Genomic DNA, 23,325 nt, shown 5'->3' with positions numbered 1-23,325 from the left:
TGAATTTAAACCTGTTTGAATAGTTGTAAGTGGAGAGAGGTATTTTGATACGATGAAATAAAGGAGGATGACGCTAATAATACTTGTAAAAATAACAATCGCAGTTTGTATAAATGCAATTTTATATATTGGAGATTCTATTTGTTCTATTGACTCCCCAACACAAGCAGTATAAACTCCAGAAACTTTTGTACATACAGCAAATCTTTCATTGCCGTCTTTTGGTCTGGTATACTCAAAAGGTTCAAGATCTTTCTTGGTTTTTGCAAGATTTGCAATTGTGCTAATATCATAACCTTGTTGCAAAAGAGTTTTATCCGTAGAAACAAATACTTTATTTTCTTCATCAAATACAAAAGTTCTGCCTGGTAAATTTTCAAATTCAGCTTGCAAATCTGCCGCAAGAATATCTACAGCCAAAACTCCTATAAATTTACCATCTTTATAAAGAGGGGTAGAGTATGTAAAACAAGGTAAATTTGTAGTCACATCAATATAAGATGGGGTGATATAAAGTTTATTTGTTTTAACTGCTTCTATATAATATTCTCTTGTTCTAGCATCATAATTATCAGCTTTTCCATAAGTTCCAAAATCTAAATTTTTAGCATCAGAGTCTGGATCACTTACAACAAGTTCACCGTTTGGTTGAGCGATATAAACCGCTAAAAATCTTCCAGCATCTCTAAAATTTTTTAAATCTTTTCCAACATAACGCATTAAAGCATCTTGGTTATCCAACTGTTCTACAGGATGTTTTAAAATACTTTTAGCCAAACTTTCAAGAACTAAAGAATTTCTCGCCTTAAAAGACTCCATAGAATTTTTTGCTGTTTTAACATAGTTTGTTTCAGCTTTTACAACTTCATGAAAAATTGCTTGTTTTACAAACATAAATGTTACAACACCTAAAATTATCAAACACACTACTGCGATTAAATTTGCAATCAGTGAAACCTTCAATTTTACGCTTTTCATAAATTTAAGCGCTCCTTTCTAATATTATTTTATAGGGATATCTTCATCAAGTTTTAGAATTATAAATTAAAAAATTTAAATTTTTACTTAAAATATAAAAGTAATAAAAAATTTTATTTAATAAATATTTAAATTAATTTATATTTATTATTTTTATTTAAATATTGCTTCAAAAATTCTATGTATTAAGCTTAATATCGTTATAATTTAGAAAAAATTTATATCAAAGGAAATATTTTGAAAAAAATTATATTATTTATCTTATCTTTAGAGATATTTTATACTTTCACACAAGCTAAAAATTTAGAGCAAGAACAAAATACTAGCAGCAATTTAGTTAGTGTCAGTATAACACCTCAAGCATTTTTTGTTAAAAAAATAGCTGCAAATACTCTAGATGTCAATGTTATCTTACCTCCAAATAGCAATGAGCATAATTTTGAATTTAAACCAAACACCATAAAAAAACTTGAAAAAAGTGATATTTATTTCACTATAGGCTTAGAATTTGAAAAAGTTTTTACGGATAAATTTAAACAAAATTTTCCAAAACTTCAAGTTATAAATATGCAAAAAAACATAGCTTTAATTCAAACTCATGACACTCACGAGCACTCTCACGAGCACCACGAACATGAGCATTTTGATCCTCATACTTGGCTAGATCCTATTTTAGTCCAAACTATGGCTTTAAATATTTATGACGCCTTGATTCAAAAATATCCACAAAATAAAAATTTATATAAACAAAATTTAGATAAATTTTTAGCAGAATTAGATAGTTTAAATTTACAAATTGCCTCAAAATTAGAAAAATTAAAAAATAGAGAATTTGTAGTTTATCATCCTTCTTGGACATATTTTGCAAAACGCTATAATCTTACGCAAATTCCTGTAGAAATTTTAGGCAAAGAACCAAAAAGCAAAGATTTGCAAAAATTTATCACTCTAATGAAAAATAAAAATTTAAAAGTCATTTTTGTTCAAAATGGTTTCCCTGAAAATGCAGCAAAAACACTTGCTAAAGAATGTGATGCAAAAATTTACAAAATAGATCATTTATCTTATGATTGGGAAAATGAGCTTTTAAAAACTGCTGATGCCTTTTCTCATAATTTATAATCAGGCTTTTTGATGCTTTTTTTTGAAATTTCTAATCTAAACTACGCTTATGATAATGAAATCATCTTAAAAAACATCAATCTTAGCTACGACAATAAAGACTTTCTCTCTATCATAGGTCCAAATGGTGCAGGAAAATCAACACTTGTAAAACTTATCTTAGGACTTTTAAAATCTCATAATAAAATCCATTTCAAAGCTCTTCAAAGAAAAGAAATAGGCTATGTTCCTCAACACACTCTAGCCAATCCTAATTTTTGTCCAAGAGTACTTGAAATCGTTCTTATGGGACTTGTAAGTAAAAAAATTTTTGGTTTTTATAGAAAAAAAGATAAAGAAAAAGCTATGCAAGCTTTAAAAAGCGTAGGAATGGAAAAATTTTGGAACAAAACCATTGATTCTCTAAGCGGAGGACAAAGACAACGCGTTTTTATCGCGAGAGCCTTAGCTAGTGAATGCAAAATGCTTATTTTAGATGAACCTACCGCAAGCGTTGATAACAAGTCTGCTATACAAATTTTTGAACTTCTAAGCTCCTTGCACCAAAAAGGTATGGGAATTTTACTCATTTGTCACGATATCAACCTTGTATTAGCTTATAGCGATAAAATTGCACATTTAAACAAAGAACTTTTCTTACATACCAACACTAAAGAAAAAGAAAAAAGTTCATTTTTAAAACATTTATACGAAAACCACTCTCATTTTTGTGATGTAGAAATGAGTTTAAATACTTGTTTTTGCGATGAAGAAAATTGCGATAGTAAAAAACTATGCGAACAAGAATTTACAAGAAGAAATTTGAAAAAAACAAAATTTAAAAAAGAAAATTTTTGTTTAAAATTTTCAAAGGAAAATAATGCTTGAAATTTTAAATTTCACCTTTTTTCAAAACGCTTTACTAGGAGCGATTTTAGTCAGTATAGCTTGTGGGATCATAGGTACTTTGGTGATGATAAATCGCCTTTTTTCTATGGCTGGAGGTATAACACATGGGGCTTTTGGTGGTATAGGTATAGCTTTTTATTTTTCTTTACCTATTTTATTAAGCACGGGAATATTTACTTTATTTTTGGCTTTTTTAGTAGCTTTTTTAGCTAAACGCTATGAACACAGAAGTGATAGTATTATCGCTGTAATTTGGGCTTTTGGAATGGCTGTTGGGATTATTTTAATCGATTTAAGCCCTAGTTATAACACAGATTTAATGGCTTATCTTTTTGGGAGCATTTTGGCTGTAGGAACACAAGATTTATGGCTTATGACTTTGGTTGATGGCATGGTGGTGCTTTTGATCTTTTTATTTTATAGACAATTTGAAGCATTAAGCTTTGATGCGGAATTTGCAAAAGTTCGTGGTATCAATACAAGTTTTTTTCATTATCTTTTAATCGCCCTTATGGCTTTTTGCATAGTTATTTCCATACGCCTTGTAGGGCTTATTTTGGTTATGGCTTTACTTAGTATCCCAAGCTTTATTGCTGAAAATTTCACTAAAAGACTTGGCTTTATCATGATTTTGGCAAGTTTTTTAAGTATGATTTTTTGCATTTTAGGACTTATACTTAGCTATTATCTTAATCTCTCAAGCGGTGCTTGTATCATAGCTGTAGCTTGCTTTGGTTTTTTAGCGCATTTGATAGGCAAATTTTTAAAAAGGTAAAGGTGCAAAACACACTTGCACTTTTATATCTTTTTGCCCTTGTTCTTTAAAATACAAATGTTCGCTTGCCTTAAAAACAAAAAATTTTTCTGCGATTTTTCTTTGTAAATCTTGAGTTTTTTCACATAAAGGATACACAAGTTTAATATCATAAATTTTAAATTTGCAAGCATAAGCAAACATTTGATACAAATCGCTTTGTGTTATACCCTCTTTTTTCTCATCTTCACTATCATTTGGAATTTTCCATTTGGTATCTAGGATCATTTTATTTTTTATATATAAATCAGGCTTTAGCATGAAACAATTTTCATCATTTTTTGAGATTAAATACTTTCCACTGTTTTGGACTTTAATATCTTGAGTTGGATTTACTTTTTTTAGCATATAAGCTACATAATCTTCAAAAATTTTTTCCATAGGAAAAAGCAAGGCAAAAGCTTCATTTTTACCATGATAAGGCATAAAACTTTCATTTTTTAAGAAAATTTTACACCACAAAAGCAAGTTTTCATAATAATCAAAATGTCTTGAAATTTTATAACTAAAATCTTTTTCATAATTTTTAGAAAATTCTACCTCATCAAGCATTTGCATGGCTTTTATAAGTCTAAATTTATTCAAACTTGTTTTGGATTTTAAAAAATTTAGCGTTGATTTTATCAAACGATTGGGTGCTATATCTAAAACAAACTCATCATTGCTTGTAAAAAATCTTTCTTTGTGTATCAAATTTTGCTTGATATGTTCGTTAAATAGTAATTTTCCCTTCAAAAAAGCCCTATTTTCTTCGCAACTTAGATAAGATCTCATCAAGCCTTTTTTATATACGCTATCAAATTCATCTAAAAACATAGTGATAAACACTTCAAATAAAGGAATTTTAGAACTTTGCAAAGATGAAATTTGCGATTTTTTAAAGGGGGAGTTTTTTAAGGTTTTTAGCATATTTATCAAAAGATTTTTAGGATTAAATTTAAAATCTTTTTCATAAAAATCATTATTTTTAGAAATATTGTCTAATTCATAACATCTTTTTAGTTTTTCTTTGTCGTGATTTGAAGAACTATCTTCTTTTTTATAACTATCTAAATTCGTGCATTTTGGCAAAATCTCCAAAACCCCGCTTTTAGTCTGTATAATGCCGACATAATTTTTAGCTTTTAAGGTATTTTTGTTTTTAAAGCCTAAAAGACTTTCATTATTTTTTGCAAAGTCTTCTAGCTCTTTATAAAACCCTTCGGCCTTTTCTTTGAAAATTTCTTTTAAATCTTCTTTAGAAAAAGCTTGGTATTCGATGATGGAAAAAGTGCTATTCATTTTCGTTTTTTAATTTATTTGCTATTTCATCATTATAAATTGCTTGATATATTTCTATTTTATCCCAAATTTTATCATCAAATGAAGCAATATTATAAATACTTCTCTCGCTATTAACACTATCTAGATTTTTTATTTTTTGAAGATATTTATCATCTTTTTTATCTTTAAAAATCATACCATTATCATTTAAAACCGCATTAATCAAAGCATAATCATTATAAAAATACTCTTGCAAAAGCGGGATAATTTTGTTTTGAAAAATACTTTTTAAATCATTTAAATTTTCAACACCTATAAAAAATGCGTGTCCTATGGTTTTTTCTCTATCTAGTAAATATTCTATACGAGTGTTTATAGCTTTTAATAATTCTTGTAAATTAATACCTTCGCAATCCATAGATAATTTGCTCACATCAGGCATCATCTCAATAAATTCAAAGCGTCTTCTTAAAGCTGTATCAAGAGAAGTTATGCTTCTATCGGCTGTATTCATAGTGCCTATGATATAAACATTTTTAGGCACTCCAAATTTTTCACCGCTATAAGGCAAAGTCACTTTTAACTCTTCTTTTTCACCTATCCTTTTACTAGGTTCTATCAAGGTTATAAGCTCACCAAAAATCTTACTTACATTACCACGATTGATTTCATCTATGATGATTATATAAGGTTTTAAAGAATTATCATTGTTTTTATTATTTTCAATCTTTGCGGTTAATTGTTTTTCATATGCTTTAAATTTTTTCACTAAATTAAAGTAATAAGTATGAGCTCTATCAGCATAACCTCTATTAAATACCTTTTTAAACATTTCAGTAGCATTGTTAAATTCATCTTTGCATTTTAATAACTCCATAAATATAGATAAATTTAAATTAAAAATTCCATCGAATCTCTCTACGCCTTCACTATAAATCACAATTGTTTTATTATCAATTTCAACAACAAAGAAATTTCCACCCTTTGTTTTACCAATAGGCTCATTTGTTTCCAAAAGCCAATTTAAAAAATTTTCAACCTTTTCTTTTAATTCTATTTTTTTATTCAACTCATCTGCATTTAAGATACTATTCCCATAATTATCCAAAGCTTTTTCGCAAAGTTCTTTAAAAATTCCATCTTTTATTTCATATTGTATTTCTTGAGAATTTGCTTTATTATTCATCACAGGCTTTATGCCTTCTACAAATTCTTCATATCCATAGCTTTGATGAAAAGTAGTAAATACTATTTGTCCATTTTTTACATACCCATCAAATTTGGCTTTTTTATCATCTCTACTTTCTAAATTTTCGCCCAAAATTTCCAAAGCTTTATCTATAGTATGATAAGTCTTTCCTGTCCCTGGAGGTCCATAAAGAATTTGATTTAAGGGTATAATTTTCATATTTGATTCCTCAGATTGCACTCTTTCAGTTATAAAAATATCTTGTTCATAATAATCAATCAAAAAAGCCCTATAATAATTCAATGCACTAGAATACATATTGTTTCCATTGCTGTTTTTTAACTTAAATTCTTCATTTTTATTTAATTTATTTATATTTTGATCAAAACTAAATAAATCACAACTATATAGATTTTCTTTTAAAAATTCTTTTGATATATTTTCTATAATTTGATATATTTTCTATAACTTGAATATATTTATTTATAGTATTTTTATCTAATTTCTTTTTATTTAAATATTCACTAAATAAATTTTTCATTTTATCTATATAATTTTGACTATCCATGCCATATTTATTCCATAAAGGAATAGCTATATTTTCTATCATTTTAACTAATGATAAATTTTTATTCTCTAATAATTTTTTATGTATTTGATATATTTTTAATTTTTCTTTAAATTCATTCAAAGATATTAAATCTAAAACATTTTTAGAAAAAATATTAACTATTTTTATATTCTTTACATCTTGATAATGAAAAGCTATTTTCCATTTAATTGCATCCCCAAAATCTATTTTTTCTATAGCTTTTAAATTATTATCTTGACTTGCTTGTATTATTTGTATGATTTTTTCTTTGATATTATTAAATGCTTCATTTTCATTATTGCCATATTTAGCAATCCAAGCATAATTTTGACTATATAATCTACCGCTAGAAGATTCTTTCTGACTTTCATCATTTCTTCTATATATACCAAATTTAAAAGCTGAGCCACCCCAAATACTTCCTAGATTATCCAATTTGCTTTCTATCCAAAAAGTAAAATCATCTCTATTTGGATTATCTTTTTTAATGTTAGTATATTCTTCAAGAGTCATATTTTTAACTTTTTCTAAAGTCCATACTTCTTGAAATTTTAAAAAGCCATCAAGCATTTCTTGTAATTTTTTTTCATCTAAATTCCACATTACCAAATCCTTAAATTATGCTATTTTTAAATCATATTTAGATTTCTTACCACTCCACAAAGGTTCTAGCTTTTTTTATATCATTAAAATTTATAGTAGTTTTTTCTTTATTTTCTAAATTTTCTAAAGTGATATTTTCATCATCTACAGCAATGATTTTTGCTTCGAATTTTTCTTTTTCATTGGTTGCAATCTTCACAAGTTCACCTATACTTTTAGCAAAGTGTTCTATCTTACTAAGTTTTCTTTCAAGTCCTGGTGAAGATACTTCTAAAAAATACTCCCCATTTACAGGTGACTCTACATCAAAAATAGGCGATAAAATTTCACTAAGCCTTGCACAATCATCAAGATTTACCCCACCTTCTTTTTGCACATAAATTCTATAAATTTTTCTGCCATTTTCACTTACTAGCTCATCATCATAAAAGCTAAGTTCTGCTTCTTTGCAAAGGGCTTCAAGATTCATTTTTATCCTTTTTTATTTTTTCAAAAAGTGCATCCATATGGTTTTGATACTCAAGCCTATCATCAAATTTAAAATGAAAATTCGGACACCTATACCAGCCCTGCTCACTCATGCAGTAATTTTGCAAAGCTCTACTTGCCTTTTTTAAAGAAGATAAAATTTTTTCTTGCTCATGGACATTAAAAAACATCTTATCAAGATACACAAAAGCATCATATCTGCCTTTTTTGCACTCTACATCCACTACACACAAATTTTTCAAATTTTCATCATCTAAATTTGCTAAAGCTTCAGGGATTAGCTCTTTTAAGATACTTTCGGTGCGTAGTTTTTTAATCTCACTTGGGTTCATAGACTTGCTTGTTCCTCTACTTCTTTATAGCTTTCTATATAATCACCCATTCTCATATCATCACACCCTTCTATACCTACGCCACACTCATAGCCTTTTGCCACTTCTTTAACATCATCTTTAAAGCGTTTAAGCGAACTTACATTGCCTTCATAAACCACAACTCCATCACGAATAAGGCGAATTTTGGCTCCACGGTTAATCACCCCTTCAGTTACCATACAACCTGCGATTTGTCCGATTTTTGGTACATTGATCACTTGTCTAATCTCTGCTTGTCCTAATTGCTCTTCAGAAATAATCGGGCTCATCATACCACCAAGTAAGGCTTTTACATCATCTAAAAGATTATAAATCACATTATAGGTTTTAATTTCTACACCTTTATCCTTAGCACGCTCTTTAACTTCCCCTGTTGGGCGTATGTTAAAACCTAGCACTATAGAGTTTTCACTCGCACTTGCAAGCTCTATATCACTTTGTGTGATCCCTCCTACCCCGCTATGAATGATATTAACTTTAATTTCATCATTTCTAAGTTTTTCTAAACTTGCTTTTAAAGCTTCTAAAGATCCTTGCACATCAGCTTTTAAAATAACAGGCAAGGCTTTTAGATTACCTTCTTTGATCTTAGCTCCAAGCTCATCAATGCTAACTTTAGTGGATTTGCTAAGTTCTTTTTGGCGATTGTATTCGTGGCGTTTATTAGCGTATTCTCTTGCTTCTTTATCTGTTTTTACTGCAATTAAAATTTCACCTGCATCTGCTACTTCACTAAGTCCTACGATAACCCCACATTCACCTGGTTTGATTTCTTTTAAAGCTTTACCTTGATCATCGCTCATCGCACGCACTTTTCCATAAGCCTCGCCTGCAACCACAGTACTTCCTACAGTAAGTGTTCCATTTTGCACGATGATAGTAGCTACTGCACCACGCCCTTTTTGCACAGAACTTTCTATAATGCTTGCTTTAGCAAAACTTTTTGGATTGGCTTTAAGTTCTAAAATATCAGCTTGTAAAAGCACAATTTCAAGCAAATCTTCAATCCCCATTCCTGTTTTAGCCGAAACTCCTACAAATTCATAAGATCCGCCCCATTCTACTGGCATAATTTCCATTTCTGCGAGTTGAGTTTTTACCATATCAGGATTTGCTGCTTCTTTATCCATTTTGTTAATAGCGATAATAATAGGCACACCTGCTGCTTTAGCATGATTTATCGCTTCTTTGGTTTGTGGTTTTACCCCATCATCTGCGGCCACAACAATGATTACAATATCAGTGATACTTGCACCCCTTGCACGCATAGCAGTAAAAGCTTCGTGACCTGGGGTATCGATAAAAGTAATTTTACGTCCATTTTTTTCTACCATATAAGCACCCACGTGCTGAGTAATACCCCCTGCTTCACCACTTGCAACGCGTGATTTTCTGATATAATCTAGCAAAGAAGTTTTACCATGATCAACATGCCCCATGATGGTAATCACAGGTGCTCTAGTCACTAAATCTTTTTCATCAGTCTCTTCTTCATAGTCTTTTACATAATCAAACTCATCAGCCTCGTTAATGATATTGATCTCTATACCAAATTCAGCAGCCAAAATTTCAATCGCATCTTCATCTAAGAAATCATTTTTTGTTGTCATCATTCCAAGCATGAAAAGTTTTGAAATCACTTCACTAGTGCTTTTTCCTATCTTATCAGCGAATTCATACACACGAATTTCTTTAGAAATAGAAACACTACTTACTTCTTCTACTTCCTTTTTTTCAATCTTTTTAGGTGGTTTTTTACGACTTCTTCTTTGAATTCCACCTTCAAGCCCAAAACCCGCAGAATTTCCAACAGCTTGTCTTATAAAATTAGGTTGTTTTTTATTAATATTTTGTGGTTTTTCTTGTTCTTTTACACTAAAATCAGGTAACACTACCTCATCTTCATCATCTAAAGAAATATCACCAAAATCATGTTCATCTAAAAAATTCATTTTTTCGGTACTTTCTTTTTTACTCGCAACAAAAGATTTTTTTTCTTTTTTCTTTTTCTTCAAACTCTCATCAGCATTTGAAAACATGGTTTTTAAACTTAAGCGATCTTCATTATTGATAGATATATCATTTGAATTTTTTACTTCTTCTTTTTTAACTTGAATTTCTTCTTCGTCTTTTTTCTTTTTAACAATGACAAGTCCGCGTCTTTTGGCTAAAGTTGCACTAGCAAGGCTTTGTGGCTTATGAGCATCAATAATTTCTTGTTTTTCTTCCTCTTTTGCATTTTCTTTTTCAACTTTTAATTCTTCTTTTTTAACTTCTTGTTTAAGCTTTTCTTCTTTTTTAGGTTCTTTTTTTTCAGATTCATTTAGCTTTTCTTGTTCTTTTATATTTTCTTTTTTAGGCTTTTTTGCCGTAGGAGTTTTGATATTTTTCTTAAAAGCTTCTGGAATTTCTCTTGTTTGTATATACTCATAAATAGCTGCTGCAATCTCAGGTTCTACAGCATTTGATGCTGTTTTAATTCCAAGCCCCAATTCATTTGCCTTTTCAATAATTTCCTTACTATCATAACCTAATTCTTTTGCGATTTCATGAATTCTAATCTTTGCCATTTAAAAATATCTCCTTAAGTCCTTGCTGAGTAATTTTAGTATTTAAATTTTTACATATTTTAGAAAATGCTTTTTGTAAGATTTTATCTTCTTTCTCAATACAATTTTGACATAAATATCCGCTTCTTCCATGTTCTGCTTTAGGCACAATATCTCCTAAAACAACTTTAAATCTAAATAACATATTTTGCTCAAAGCGGTTTTTACACACTATGCACATTCTAATTGGTATATGCTTTTTCAAAATTATATCTTTTTTTTATATTTTTTAGCAAATTTCAAAGCCATTATCATCAAATTCTAAATATTGCACACGAAAATCTTTAAATTTTGTTTGCATTTTCTTTGCCAAAGCTAAAGCATCATCTTTGAAAGCTAAAGAAAAAAAGCTCGATCCCGAACCTGAAAGTGTGCTCATTAAAGCTTTATTTTCTAAAGCAAATTTTTGCACTTCAAAAAGCTCCGGTAAGTTTTTCATACGATTGATTTCATGGAGCTTATCTTGACTTGCAAATTTTAAAAATTCATATTTTTTCTCCAAAAAACAAGCGGTTAAAAATGAAGCATGAGAAAGGTTGAAAACCGCATCATTAAAACTTAAATTTTTAGCCAAAGCTTGGCGTGATTGTTCCGTACTCATTGCCAAATTTGGGATCACAACCACAGCAGCTAAATCTTTATCAATCTCTTTTTTGATACTATAAACTTTATTTTTTTCAACCAAAGAACACACAAAACCACCAAGAGTAGCTGGAGCGATATTATCTGGATGGTTTTCATAAATTAAAGCTTCATCTAAAATACGTTCTTTTTCTACCTTAAATCCACTCATATAATAAGCACTGGCAATAGCTCCAACAATCACAGCTGAAGAGCTTCCTAACCCTCTTGAAAGAGAAATGTTATTTTGAAAAATAAAACGAAAATTATCTTTTTTTCCACTTAGTTTTTCATAAATTTCATAAAAAATATTTACAAATATATTGTTTTTTTTAAGAAAAATATTATCACTGCCCTCACCTCCAATACTGATGCTAAAAACACCTGATTTTTGGATTTGAGTTTCATTAAAAAGCTTTAAACTAAGTCCTAAACAATCAAAACCTGGCCCTAAATTCGCACTCGTAGCGGGAACTAAAATTTTCAAATTTCATCCTAAATTGCATCTAAAAAATAAAAGGGAAGATTATCATTATTTAGTTTAAGCTCTTGTAAATTTTTTGGTAAAAAAAACTCTGCTGGGATATTTTGTTCTAAGCAAATTTCACCTTCCTTATATACAAAACAAAAATTTTTATTTGCACTTATGGGTTTATAGCCATTTAATTCAAAAGCACTCACCGCAAATAAAGGAATATTTTTTACTATACTTAAAGTACTCAAACTTACATAAGAAATTTTAATCCCCATATAAGAACCTGGACCATTAGCATAAATTAAACTTGTAAAATCATATTCTTTAAGCAATTCATCTAAAATTTTTGGTAAAAATTCGCTTGCTTTTTCTTCACTTTTATAAGTTTTTATAAGTTCATCATCTTGATAAATTCCGATCATTAAAGGCTTAGATAAGGCATTAAGCAAAAGAGAGGTTTTTATGCAAATACCTTTTCATAAGCTTTTTGGGTTGTTTTTTCAAGGCTTACAATTTCATAAGCATCTTTATCTTTTAAAACTTCTTTAGTAAGCAAATGATTTAAATGATGACTCCCAGCATATGAAGTATAATCTCCAAAAACACGATATCCAAGTAAGGTTAAATCTCCAATTGCATCTAAAATTTTATGTCTTACAAACTCATCTTTGAAACGCAAACCCTCAGGATTTAAAATACGATTTTCATCTACCACTATAGTATTTTCTAAACTTCCACCTAGTGCTAAATTCATACTCCTAAGAGCTTGAACATCTTTTAAAAAACCAAAAGTTCTAGCCCTTGCTATGTTTTCTATATAATTTTTTTTGCTGAATTCAAAATTGTAACTTTGTTCACCTATAACAGCATTGTCAAATTTAATTGTGTAATTAATACGGGGTTCTTTAGTAGGAGTTAAACGCACAAATTTATTACCATCTCTTACTTCTATAGGCTTTTTAATTACCATAATTTTTTTAGGCGCATCAAGTTCTTTTACCCCTGCTTCATCAAGCATCATACAAAAACTAATACTTGATCCATCCATAACAGGAGCTTCATTTGCATTTAAAACTATGCGTACATTATCGATTCCATAAGCATTAATCGCACTCATTAAATGCTCTATTGTAGAAATAAATCCACGATCATCTCCTAAAACAGTTGCCATTTGAGTATTGATCACATTTTCAGGACTTGCCTTATAGCTTGCATTAAGATCGCTTCTAAAAAATACTATACCACTATTTGCTTCTAAAGGCTCTAAAGTAATTTCTATGGGTTCACCCTTATGAAGTCCTATACCTACGCCTTTGACAGTTTTTGCTAAAGTTAATTGTTTCATTAATTTTTTCCTAAAATTATCTTTTTACCATCATTTAAAACATTGTAAATATTATTTTCTATCCATTTTTTATCTTGCCATTGTTCAGGACGCGTTTCAACTCCTTGAACCAAAACTCCAAAATGCAAATGATCACCTAAGGCTAAACCACTTGTTCCTGTTTTGCCTATAATGCTTTGTTTATTAATCATTTCATCTAAATCAACATTTTTAGAAGAACAGTGCCCATAAAGACTATATACTCCAAAACCATGATAAACAATTAAATTTAAACCATAAATTCCATTTTCAGCAGCAAAAACAACCTTGCCTGCGTTATTGCTTATGATAGGAGCTTGTGCTACGCTTGCTAGATCAAGCCCCATATGATAAGAATCACTCACAAATTGCCCATTATAAGAATAATACCTATGATCAGCAAAATCCGCTACTTTCATACCATTTTTAAGAGGTAAAAATAAATTCAAATCAAAATTATCAATTTTTTCCTCAGGTACTTTTGAAGTGATTTCATGGATAAGTTCTTCATTGCTATTTCTTAAAGTTTCATTGACAAACTTAAATTTTTCATAACGATTGAGATTATTATCTTTTGGAGCGTATTGATTGGCTAAATTCTCAATCTTTCCATCTAAAAATTTATCCGTTAAATTAATATTTGAAACACGATATTTACGATTAACAAAATAATACCTTATACGTTCTTTTGAAATATTTCCCGCTTTATCCGTAGCGATAACAAATGCGCGAAATTCCTCATCTCTTGCATCCCAAGCAATCAAAGCCGCATAATACCCTTCTTTTACATAAGGTGTAACTTTAAAGATTTTACCTTTATTTGTTTCTATATACACCTTATCTAAATTAGCATCATCGGCCTTAAAAACAACTGCCCCAGCACCGCCTTGCTCGATTTGGTAAGAATTGCTTATGATATTGATTTTTGGAGCCGTATTATCTACTAATACCGCAATTTGTTTTCTTGCTTCATTGCCACTAAAAAAATTCCAAAAACTAGAATCTTTAGCTATCACCTCTAAAACAAAAGATTTTACATTTTCTTTGTAACCAAATTTTGGCAAAGCAACTTGTAAGGTAATATCTTTTAAATTAGAAATCTTTTCATCTGCTATAATCATTGCACTAGTATTGTCGTCTTTATGCAATATAATTTGTACATTTTTGATAGAACTTTCATCATCTTTAACATGCACTAAAATAGGTTTTTTAAGATCAGTATATACAACATCTGGCATTAAAATTTGAGGAGGATTTTTTTCAAAAATACTTAATCTTGAAATAAAAAAAATCAAAATTGCTATTAAAACTAAAATTAAAACAGATAAATAAGTTTTGCCTTTTCTTTTTGCCATAACCTTCCTTAAAAATTTTCAACGTTTTTGTTGTTTTTAGTATAAATTGTATTATATTTTCAGTAAATATCTAGCAAATTTATAAAATTTCTCTTAGAGTATTAGCCTGTTTCATCCATTCTCTTAATTCATCATTTTTGTCTAATTGTATCATTTGTTTACATCTCTCTAATTCTTGTTGAAAAAAATCAATAGAACTTAATAAATTATCTTTATTTTGTAAAAAAATACTTTCCCACATTTGTGGCGATGATTTGGCAATTCTGCTCATACCTTTAAAAGATCCTCCAGCTAAATGAACAATATTTCTTTTATCCTCTTCTTTCATTACAAAATTTGCCAAAGAAAAACTTATAACATGAGGCAAATGAGAAATAATAGCAGCATGATGATCATGGGCTTTACTATCCATAAAAACAATTTTCATCCCTAAATGAGAAAAAATTTCCACTGCTCGTTTTTGATGCAAGTCATCAGCTATTTCACTATCACAAAGAACACAAACTGCATCTTTATAAAGCTCTTTAAAAGCCGCTTTTGGGCCTGAATTTTCAGTTCCTGTCATAGGATGAGCAAAAAGAGTTTGTTTGATTAAATTCTTAGGCAAACTTTCTATAATTTTTCTTTTTGTACTTCCAAGCTCTATAATTGTTACATTAGAAGGCAAATCAACTAACTTTTGCAAAATTTCTATAATAGCATTAACAGGAGTTGCGACAAAAATCATATCACATAAAGCTAAATCTTTAAATTCTATAAGCTCATGAATAAGACCTAATCGCAGGGCATCTTTTTCATTTTCTTTACTTAAATCCATACCATAAACACAAGAAATAAGCTTATTTTCTTTCAAACAAAGCCCTAAAGATCCACCCATAAGCCCAAGCCCTATAATTGCTATTTTCATACTTTCTACCTTAGTTTTTTTATTAAATTTTTTTTGCTATTATACAGCTTTTAATAAAGCTTTAGGTAAAAAATCAATGAAAAAACATCTTATTAGTATTTGTGCTTTAGTTGCTATAGCCAATGCAGCAACCATTAAAGATATTAAATTTATCGGATTAAACCACTTATCAAATACAAGTGCCATGAATATTACAGGGCTTAAAATAGGCGAGGAAATAAATCCTGCAAAAATCAACACTGCTATTCTTAATCTTTATAAACAAAATTATTTTGAAAATATCGCGGTAGATAATAACAATGGAATTTTAGAAATTATAGTTACTGAAAAACCAACTATAGCAAAGGTTACTATCACAGGTATAGCTTCAAATGATAGAAAACAAGTTGAAAGTATTTTAGGGATTAAAAGAGGCACACTACTTGATGAAGGAAGTATAAAAGAAGCTATTGAACGCATTAAAGCTTATTATGAAGCAAAAAGTTATTTTGATACTATTGTAGAATACAAAAAAAAGACTTTAGAAAATACTGATGGACTAGAGCTTGAATTTATAGTAAATCGTGGCGAAAATATCATTATTGATAATGTTCATTTAAGTGGAGCCAAGAAATTTTCATATTCTGATATAGAACCTGCTGTTGTTAACAAAGAAAAAGAATTTATGGGATGGATGTGGGGACGCAATGATGGAAAATTAAAAGTTTTTGAACTTAGTAACGATAGTTCAAGAATTGCTGATGAATATATGAAAAAAGGATATTTAGATGTTCAAGTATCCTCGCCTTATCTTAAAACCTACACAGATACTTATCAAGCAAATTTGACTTATTTTATCAAAGAAGGAAAGCCTTATAAAATTAAAAGTATAAGCATAGAAAATCCTTTATTTGATGATAAGCAAAATGCACAAACCGTAAAAGATTTAAGATCAAGCACTGGCAAAACTATCAATATCGAAGACATTAGAAAAGATGTTAAAACCATAGAAACACAAAGTGCTGATTTGGGTTATGCGTTTGTAGAAGTCTATCCTGATATTCAAAAAAATGATCAAACTCAAGAAGCCACCGTTGTATTTAAAGTAATCCCTCATGATAAAGTTTATATAAGAAATGTTATTATTTCAGGAAATTCACGTACTGTAGATCGCGTCATACGCCGAGAATTATATATAACAGAAGGTAATTTATACAATAGAACAGACTTAAGCGAGTCAAAAAATGCTTTAAAAAGAACTTCTTATTTTGACGATGTAAATATCAAAGAAGAAAAAGTTGATGATACACATATTGATTTGATTGTTGATGTTAAAGAAGCTTCTACAGGAGCTATTTCTGGAGGCATTGGCTATGGATCAAGCGATGGTATTTTGCTTAACGCTTCTTTATCAGATACAAATATCTTTGGTTCAGGAATAAAAAGTTCTGTAAGCGTAGATAAAAGCGATGATACCTTATCAGGAAGGATTAGTCTCATAAATCCACGCGTTCTTGATAGTCAATATAGTCTGGGTGGAACACTTTATTCAAATGACTATGAATGGGATAATTATTCAGAAAAAAATTACGGCTTTGATATAACAGTTGGACGCCAATTTGCAAGATACTATAATGTAAGCTTAACTTATAATCTTGAACAAAGCGATATATATCACTTAAGTCCAACTCTTTTAAGAACAGGATATGAACTTGGCAAAAGTATTAAAAGCTCTATAACTCCAGCAATCACCTTTAACAATACAGATGATTATTATCTGCCACGATCAGGTATCATTGCTTCAACTAGTTTAGAATACGCTGGACTTGGCGGAGATCAAGAATTTATTTCATCAAGCTCTAAATTTAACTTTTATCAAGGTTTGCAAGACTATATAGGATATGATCTTATTTATCGCTATAAAGCGAGTTTTTATAAAGTATGGGATGAAGGCTATTTGCCAATTAATCAAAGAATTTATTTAGGTGGTATTAGATCGATACGCGGTTTTGAAAGCAGAACGGTAAGCCCCAAAAATCAATGGGGAGATGAAGTAGGCGGAACCATAGCTTTTGCCAATTCCGTAGAACTTAGTTTTCCTTTGATTGATAGAATCAAACTTCGTGGTAGCGTGTTTTTTGATTATGGTATGATAGGACGTAAAAATTTAGATGAAATAAAAAGAATGAGTACAGGTATAGGCATTGAATGGATTACACCAATTGGACCTTTACAGCTTGTATTTGCCAAACCTCTTAATGATAAAAAAGGTGATGATACTAATAGTTTTGAATTTAATCTTGGAACACGCTTTTAATGAAAGAATTTTTAGATGCTTGCTTGAATGCAAATTTGCAAATACGCAAGTATCTAAACAATATCCCACAAAATGATCTTAAACTTTGCTCTAAATTAGGCTATGATAAAAATCAAGGCTATGAGCTTGACTTAAAATGTGAACAAATTTTCATAAAATATCTTAGTTGTTTTGGACAAATTTTTTCTGAAGAAAGCGGATTGATCGGAAAAGCTAGCCCAAAACAAATGATTCTTGATCCTTTGGATGGAAGTTCAAATTTTGTTTCTAAAATACCATTTTATGGAACTTCTGTAGCTCTCATGGAAAAAGATCAGGCAAAAAGCGCTTTTGTTTGCAATCTTGTCAGTCAAGAAATTTTTGCTTTTAATAACAATCAAGCTTTTAAATCCAATCTTTCCGATCCAAAATACTCACCCTTAACACCTAATCTATTTTCTAAAATAGGTATAGTTGAAAAAATTTCACTTTATCCAGAGCTTCTCGATTTTTTAACAAAAAATCAATTAAAATTTCGCTCTTTGGGTGCAACAGCCTTAAGTCTCGCTTATGCTTCGTATTTTAGTTTTGTATTAATTCTTGGAAAAACACGAATTTTTGATACAGTAGCTGCTTTAACAATTCATCAAAATTTATATATAGAAAAAAATGAAAATTTCCTTCTCCTAAGCCAAGACAAGAAAATTTTTGATATAATCTTAGAATTTTTAAAAAATAATTAGGTGAATATATGAATTTTGCAGATATTTTTTCAAAAATAAGAAGACAACAACCTAGTATTAAAGAAGCTCCAAATCACTGGGTAAAATGCCAAAGTTGTCATGCTTTGATGTATTATAAAGAAATAGAATCTTGTTTTAATGTTTGTCCTAAATGTAATTATCACATGAGAATTTCAGCTGATGAACGTATTAAACTTTTAAGTGATGAAGGCAGTTTTATTGAGTATGATGCAAATTTAGAAGCTATAGATCCTTTAAAATTTGTTGATAGCAAATCCTATAAAAAACGCCTTAGCGAAGGTGAAAGTAAAACAGGTAGAAAAAGTTCTGTCATCAGTGGAGAATGTGAAATCAATGGTTTAAAAACCCAACTTGTTGTATTTGATTTTTCTTTTATGGGCGGATCTTTAGGTTCTGTTGAAGGAGAAAAAATCGTTAGAGCTATACAAAGAGCCATCACAAGTAAAACCCCCCTTGTCATCGTAAGTGCAAGTGGTGGAGCTAGAATGCAAGAAAGTACTTATTCTTTAATGCAAATGAGCAAAACTAGCGCCGCACTTAAACTTCTTAGCAAAGAAAAACTTCCTTATATTAGCATTTTAACTGATCCTACTATGGGTGGGGTAAGTGCTTCTTTTGCTTGGCTTGGAGATTTAATCATCGCTGAACCTGAAGCTTTAGTAGGTTTTGCTGGTGCAAGAGTTATTAAACAAACCATAGGAGCAGATTTACCTGAAGGTTTTCAAAAAGCAGAGTTCTTGTTAGAACATGGACTTATAGATGCCATAGTTGAAAGAGGAGAACAAAAACAATATCTTAGCGATGTACTAAAATTTTTTAGTGGAAAATAATTTGCAAGTTAATATCTTTTGTATTCAAAAAAGTGATGAATTTAAAACTTGGAGTGAGAAATACTCTAAACTCATCTCCAAATACGCCACTTTAAAAGAAATAAATGTTTTTAATAAAAAAATAGCCTTAGCTCAAAATTTAAATGCCATAGAAGCAAAAAAAAGCTATGAAGAAGCTTTTATGCCTTATAAAAAAGGCTATTGTATCACTCTTGATGAAAGAGGAAAAGAACTTACAAGTATAGAATTTGCAAAACTCATCCAAGATAAAAATGAATTAAGTTTTTTTATAGGCGGTGCTTATGGTTTAAGAGAAGAATTTAATCAAAGTTTGGATTTTAGACTATCATTAAGCAAACTTACTTTAGCACATCAATTTGTTAAAACCTTACTTTTAGAACAAATTTATCGTGCATTTTGCATCAACAACAATCACCCTTATCACAAATAGAAAGTTTTAAAATGAAAAAAAATGAAATACAAAATTTCAAAAATATTTTAGAAGAAAGAAAAAAAGCCATCTTAGAAAATTTGCAAAGCAATTCAAATGAAATCGAAGCTCTTCAAAATAGCGTCCCAAGCGATAGTGTAGATTTTTCTGTCATAGAAACAGGCTCTCAAATTGACTTTACTATCAGCACCAATCTCAAAGAAGAACTTATAGAAATCGAAGATTCTTTAGATAAAATCAAAAACGGTACTTATGGAATTTGCGAATCTTGCGATGATGAAATCGACTCTCAAAGACTAAAAGTCAAACCTCACGCAAGATATTGTATCACTTGCCGTCAAATTGCAGAACAAGGAAAAAAATATGAAAATTAAACTCTTCTTACTTGCAAGTTTTATTTATATAGCACTTATTTTTGCCTTTGCTTGGCATCTAGAACTAGGAAGCTATACTCTAAATATCAGCACTTATACCTTTGAACTACCTATTATGATATGGCTTGTTATTCCTTTATTTATTTATATGATTTTAGCCGTTTTACACATAGCATTTTATGGATTTTTGTGTTATTTAAAATTTAAGCATTTTTTTAAAGATGCAGCTAAATTTGAAGCTTATACTCAAGATTTACTCCTTGAAAAAGATCTTAAAACCACTTTTCAAACAAAAGAATTTAGAGCTGTAGCACAACTTTTTAAAACCATAAAAACACATGAAAAAATTCCACACTCAAATAAAATCAACGAAATTTTAGATCTTATTGATGGTTTAAATAAAAACGAATTTTTTAACCTTAGCAAATTTAAACTCGAAAATAACAATGTTTTATATTTGCAAAATGAAAAAAATCATCTCAAAAACGATGCAAATTATGCCTATAACAAACTTAAAAACCTTAATGAAATCAAAGATGAATTTGAAGAAATTGCTTTTAACACTCTTATAGAAAAAGCTAGTTATGAGCAAATTAAAAATGTAAAAATCCCTAAAAAGCCTTCTGAAGTTCTCACACTTATCAAGCGTTTTAAAGAAGGAAATTTAGAACTTAGTGCAGCAGAATACGAAGTTTTACTTTCACACAACATATTAAGCGAAAAAGACTATCTTAACGCAGCAAAACTAAGTACTAAACTTTTAAATCCTGATGCTATTTTAGGAATTTTTAACAAAATTAAAAATGAAAAAAGCGAAGCTTTAAGAGCGTATTTATATCTTTTAGCTGAATTTGGACTTTTAGATGAGTTAAGAGAGCAAATTCACAATGATGATAAGAAATTTAATAATTTTAAAGCCTTTTTAGCCTTGCGTGAAAAAAATATCAAAATCGATCTAAACCAACTCATACAATGATAGATTTTAGCAAAAAACCCTTGTTTTTAGCCCCTATGGCAGGTTTTTCAGATCTGCCTTTTCGTAATGTAGTAAAAAAATTTGGTGCTGATATTACCATAAGTGAAATGATAAGTTCTAATGCCTTAGTTTATGAAAGTTCTAAAACTTTACATATGCTAGAAAGAGCTGAATTAGAAAATCCCTATATAGTCCAAATTGCAGGTGGAGATAAAGAAGTGTTAAAAAAAGCAGTGCAAATGCTAAATGAAATGGATTTTGTAGATGGGATCGATTTTAATTGCGGTTGCCCTGTAAATAAAGTTGTTAAACAATGTGCTGGCAGTGCTTTGCTAGAAAATTTAGAGCTTTTTAAAAATCTTGTAGGAGTGATTAAAGAAAACAATAAAAAAAGCCTTACAAGTGTGAAATTTCGACTAGGATTTAATGAAAAATATCCTGAAAAAATGGCTAAAATTTGCGAAAGCTTGGGGGTGGATTTTATAAGTATCCACGGACGCACAAGAAAACAGCTTTATAGCGGAAAAGCCGATTATGAATCCATTGCTAGTGCTAAAGCGAGCGTGAAAATTCCTGTGATTGCAAATGGCGATATTAACGCACAAAACGCTAAAGAAGTTTATAAAATCACAAAATGCGATGGACTCATGATAGGGCGTGCAAGCATAGGAAATCCTTGGATATTTTATGAAATCAAAAGCGGTAAAAGTGTAGATACAAATTTAAAAAAACAAATCATACTCACACATTTTGATGAAATGATAAAACACTACAAAGATCAAGGCGTAAGTATATTTCGCAAGCATTTACACGAGTATTCTAAAGGGCATAAAGACGCTTCAGCCTTTAGAGATGAAGTCAATCGTATCAATGATGCTAAGATAATGCAAGAAAAAATCGAAAGTTTTTTCTAAACCCTAATTTGTCCTATAAGATTATTTAATCTATCCATTATAGATCCAACATAAGAATTTATACTTTCACTGCTTGCTTTCCAGCCATTAGCTTTTGCTCGATTAAACTGATTATCAAACAAAGCTCCACCATAACCTATGCTTGCATTTTGCCAAGCAACTCCTTTATCCATTGCATATATATCTGCATCAAGCCAGCCATCTTGTGCATAGCCTTTTAATAAACTTGCAAAATCAACTTTGCCTGTCATAATGTCATTTAAAGCAACGCTATCACCATTAAAACTTTCTTTAGCCATAGCCCTATTGTAAGCTTCTACTTTTGGATTAAGTGTGGTTTTTGGACTCTCAACAGGTTGTCCGCTACCATATGATTTTAAAAAACTCATAAACAAAGCTTCTTTAGAATAACTTCCATCTTCATTTTGTGGATAAACTGACATATCAGGATTAAATTGCCAATCTTCACCTTTAGAAACATTTTTGATTTCTTCTAAGGATAAACCAAAACTATGTCCATTTATGCCATCTATTAAAGATCCCGATTGTATATATAAACTTTCAGCTTCTTTCATTTGTTCAGGGGTTTTATAAACATTTGAAATTAAAGAATTTGAAAAATCTCTTAGGTGAGTGATATTCATTCTATTGCTTGGATCATTAAAATCCATCGATTTTATTCCATTTATAGCATACCCCTTAGGCATAGAATTTATATCTGCTTCACTAAAACTTGTTTTATCATTTGGAAAACTTTGACCTAAAGCATTAGAAAAAAGATTATAATATTGTTTTATGGTTTCAGCCATATCTATATTAGTATTAATACTCGCTTACGCCTAAGTATTCTTTTGTACTTGAAACAACAGGATCATTTTCGGCAGCTTTTTTAATCTCATCCAAAGTAGATTTATGTATCTTAAAATCTTCAGGAAGTCCTGCAGCTTTGTTAAAATCTTCTCCCATATAACCATCTTTATCTACACTATAACCATAGGCTGCATTGGTAGAAGTATTACTTATATCTGCTTGTTTATATTTTAGAGTATAAATAGAGTTTTTAAATTCACTTGATATATCATAATTAGGAGAACTTGTC

At 29.7% G+C, this 23,325-nt stretch carries 23 protein-coding genes and 1 pseudogene; 10 read left to right on the top strand and 14 right to left on the bottom strand.

Annotation, left to right across the window (positions count from 1 at the left end):
- A partial coding sequence (locus tag ELQ05_RS07870) for a cache domain-containing protein (protein WP_208336091.1) occupies window positions 1–978 on the bottom strand: 978 nt, incomplete at its 3' end.
- Window positions 979–1,215: 237 nt separating this feature from the next.
- Here ELQ05_RS07870 and ELQ05_RS07865 point away from each other — a divergent pair.
- Genes ELQ05_RS07865 through ELQ05_RS07855 form a run of 3 tightly spaced genes read left to right on the top strand, consistent with a single transcriptional unit; the run spans window position 1,216 to window position 3,763 of the window.
- Entirely contained in the window at window positions 1,216–2,100 is an 885-nt protein-coding gene (locus tag ELQ05_RS07865; protein WP_134240064.1) for a metal ABC transporter solute-binding protein, Zn/Mn family, read from the top strand.
- A gap of 12 nt (window positions 2,101–2,112) precedes the next feature.
- Window positions 2,113–2,967 (top strand): ABC transporter ATP-binding protein, encoded by an 855-nt coding sequence (locus ELQ05_RS07860; protein ID WP_070316768.1) that lies wholly within the window; start codon window positions 2,113–2,115, stop codon window positions 2,965–2,967.
- The gene (locus tag ELQ05_RS07855) at window positions 2,960–3,763 is read left to right on the top strand and encodes a metal ABC transporter permease (RefSeq protein WP_070316769.1); all 804 of its coding nucleotides are present in this window, start codon (window positions 2,960–2,962) and stop codon (window positions 3,761–3,763) included. Before ELQ05_RS07860 ends, ELQ05_RS07855 begins: the two co-directional genes overlap by 8 nt.
- Here ELQ05_RS07855 and ELQ05_RS07850 read toward each other — a convergent pair.
- The 11 genes and pseudogenes from ELQ05_RS07850 to ELQ05_RS07800 form a co-directional block, all read right to left on the bottom strand.
- Window positions 3,752–5,083 (bottom strand): McrC family protein, encoded by a 1,332-nt coding sequence (locus tag ELQ05_RS07850; RefSeq protein WP_134240063.1) that lies wholly within the window; start codon window positions 5,081–5,083, stop codon window positions 3,752–3,754. The genes ELQ05_RS07855 and ELQ05_RS07850 overlap by 12 nt on opposite strands.
- Window positions 5,076–7,449 (bottom strand): annotated as a pseudogene (locus ELQ05_RS07845) (McrB family protein). The gene ELQ05_RS07850 and the pseudogene ELQ05_RS07845 overlap by 8 nt, the downstream one beginning before the upstream one ends.
- Window positions 7,450–7,495: 46 nt before the next feature.
- The gene (gene rimP, locus ELQ05_RS07840; protein WP_070316772.1) at window positions 7,496–7,918 is read right to left on the bottom strand and encodes a ribosome maturation factor RimP; all 423 of its coding nucleotides are present in this window, start codon (window positions 7,916–7,918) and stop codon (window positions 7,496–7,498) included.
- Window positions 7,908–8,270 (bottom strand): 30S ribosome-binding factor RbfA, encoded by a 363-nt coding sequence (gene rbfA, locus ELQ05_RS07835; protein ID WP_002778650.1) that lies wholly within the window; start codon window positions 8,268–8,270, stop codon window positions 7,908–7,910. The genes rimP and rbfA overlap by 11 nt, the downstream gene beginning before the upstream one ends.
- The gene (infB, locus tag ELQ05_RS07830) at window positions 8,267–10,882 is read right to left on the bottom strand and encodes a translation initiation factor IF-2 (RefSeq protein ID WP_070316773.1); all 2,616 of its coding nucleotides are present in this window, start codon (window positions 10,880–10,882) and stop codon (window positions 8,267–8,269) included. Before infB ends, rbfA begins: the two co-directional genes overlap by 4 nt.
- Window positions 10,869–11,126, bottom strand: coding sequence for a DUF448 domain-containing protein (locus tag ELQ05_RS07825; protein ID WP_002870410.1), 258 nt, complete (start codon window positions 11,124–11,126; stop codon window positions 10,869–10,871). The genes infB and ELQ05_RS07825 overlap by 14 nt, the downstream gene beginning before the upstream one ends.
- A 24-nt stretch (window positions 11,127–11,150) precedes the next feature.
- Window positions 11,151–12,029: a homoserine kinase gene (thrB, locus tag ELQ05_RS07820; protein ID WP_032589724.1), complete on the bottom strand. Its 879-nt coding sequence runs from the start codon at window positions 12,027–12,029 to the stop codon at window positions 11,151–11,153.
- An 8-nt stretch (window positions 12,030–12,037) separates the two neighbouring features.
- On the bottom strand, window positions 12,038–12,439 hold the full coding sequence (locus ELQ05_RS07815) for a tRNA (adenosine(37)-N6)-threonylcarbamoyltransferase complex dimerization subunit type 1 TsaB (protein ID WP_032599159.1): 402 nt from the start codon (window positions 12,437–12,439) through the stop codon (window positions 12,038–12,040).
- 38 nt (window positions 12,440–12,477) lie between these two features.
- On the bottom strand, window positions 12,478–13,362 hold the full coding sequence (gene lpxC / locus ELQ05_RS07810) for a UDP-3-O-acyl-N-acetylglucosamine deacetylase (protein WP_002859351.1): 885 nt from the start codon (window positions 13,360–13,362) through the stop codon (window positions 12,478–12,480).
- Window positions 13,362–14,735: a M23 family metallopeptidase gene (locus ELQ05_RS07805; protein WP_060816533.1), complete on the bottom strand. Its 1,374-nt coding sequence runs from the start codon at window positions 14,733–14,735 to the stop codon at window positions 13,362–13,364. Before ELQ05_RS07805 ends, lpxC begins: the two co-directional genes overlap by 1 nt.
- Before the next feature lie 79 nt (window positions 14,736–14,814).
- Entirely contained in the window at window positions 14,815–15,642 is an 828-nt protein-coding gene (locus tag ELQ05_RS07800) for a prephenate dehydrogenase (protein WP_002860956.1), read from the bottom strand.
- 76 nt (window positions 15,643–15,718) lie between these two features.
- Between ELQ05_RS07800 and bamA the strand changes: the two genes are divergently transcribed.
- The 7 genes from bamA to ELQ05_RS07765 are packed head-to-tail and all read left to right on the top strand — an operon-like array spanning window position 15,719 to window position 22,226.
- Window positions 15,719–17,938: an outer membrane protein assembly factor BamA gene (bamA, locus tag ELQ05_RS07795; RefSeq protein ID WP_096702963.1), complete on the top strand. Its 2,220-nt coding sequence runs from the start codon at window positions 15,719–15,721 to the stop codon at window positions 17,936–17,938.
- Window positions 17,938–18,660 carry an inositol monophosphatase family protein gene (locus tag ELQ05_RS07790; protein WP_134224972.1) on the top strand — a complete coding sequence of 241 codons (723 nt, stop codon included), beginning with the start codon at window positions 17,938–17,940 and terminating at the stop codon, window positions 18,658–18,660. Before bamA ends, ELQ05_RS07790 begins: the two co-directional genes overlap by 1 nt.
- Before the next feature lie 8 nt (window positions 18,661–18,668).
- Entirely contained in the window at window positions 18,669–19,511 is an 843-nt protein-coding gene (gene accD / locus ELQ05_RS07785; RefSeq protein WP_002857277.1) for an acetyl-CoA carboxylase, carboxyltransferase subunit beta, read from the top strand.
- Between the two features lies 1 nt (window position 19,512).
- The gene (locus ELQ05_RS07780) at window positions 19,513–19,962 is read left to right on the top strand and encodes a 23S rRNA (pseudouridine(1915)-N(3))-methyltransferase RlmH (RefSeq protein ID WP_180752899.1); all 450 of its coding nucleotides are present in this window, start codon (window positions 19,513–19,515) and stop codon (window positions 19,960–19,962) included.
- An 11-nt stretch (window positions 19,963–19,973) separates the two neighbouring features.
- Complete coding sequence (dksA, locus tag ELQ05_RS07775) at window positions 19,974–20,336, top strand: molecular chaperone DnaK suppressor DksA (protein WP_087695547.1); 363 nt, start codon at window positions 19,974–19,976, stop codon at window positions 20,334–20,336.
- Entirely contained in the window at window positions 20,326–21,312 is a 987-nt protein-coding gene (locus ELQ05_RS07770; protein WP_134240062.1) for a hypothetical protein, read from the top strand. The genes dksA and ELQ05_RS07770 overlap by 11 nt, the downstream gene beginning before the upstream one ends.
- On the top strand, window positions 21,309–22,226 hold the full coding sequence (locus ELQ05_RS07765; RefSeq protein ID WP_134240061.1) for a tRNA-dihydrouridine synthase: 918 nt from the start codon (window positions 21,309–21,311) through the stop codon (window positions 22,224–22,226). Before ELQ05_RS07770 ends, ELQ05_RS07765 begins: the two co-directional genes overlap by 4 nt.
- Here ELQ05_RS07765 and ELQ05_RS07760 read toward each other — a convergent pair.
- Both ELQ05_RS07760 and ELQ05_RS08585 read right to left on the bottom strand, forming a co-directional pair.
- Complete coding sequence (locus ELQ05_RS07760; RefSeq protein WP_134240065.1) at window positions 22,223–23,035, bottom strand: Cj0814 family flagellar-dependent secreted protein; 813 nt, start codon at window positions 23,033–23,035, stop codon at window positions 22,223–22,225. The genes ELQ05_RS07765 and ELQ05_RS07760 overlap by 4 nt on opposite strands.
- A 13-nt stretch (window positions 23,036–23,048) precedes the next feature.
- The coding region (locus tag ELQ05_RS08585; protein WP_407919986.1) for a Cj0814 family flagellar-dependent secreted protein at window positions 23,049–23,325 on the bottom strand (277 nt) is incomplete at its 5' end.

The sequence above is a fragment of the Campylobacter sp. US53 genome (genome assembly GCF_004378995.1).
Taxonomy (GTDB): Bacteria; Campylobacterota; Campylobacteria; order Campylobacterales; family Campylobacteraceae; genus Campylobacter_D; species Campylobacter_D jejuni.
The sequence above is the reverse complement of the archived record's forward strand: the minus strand, read 5'-3'. Positions and strand labels throughout refer to the sequence as shown.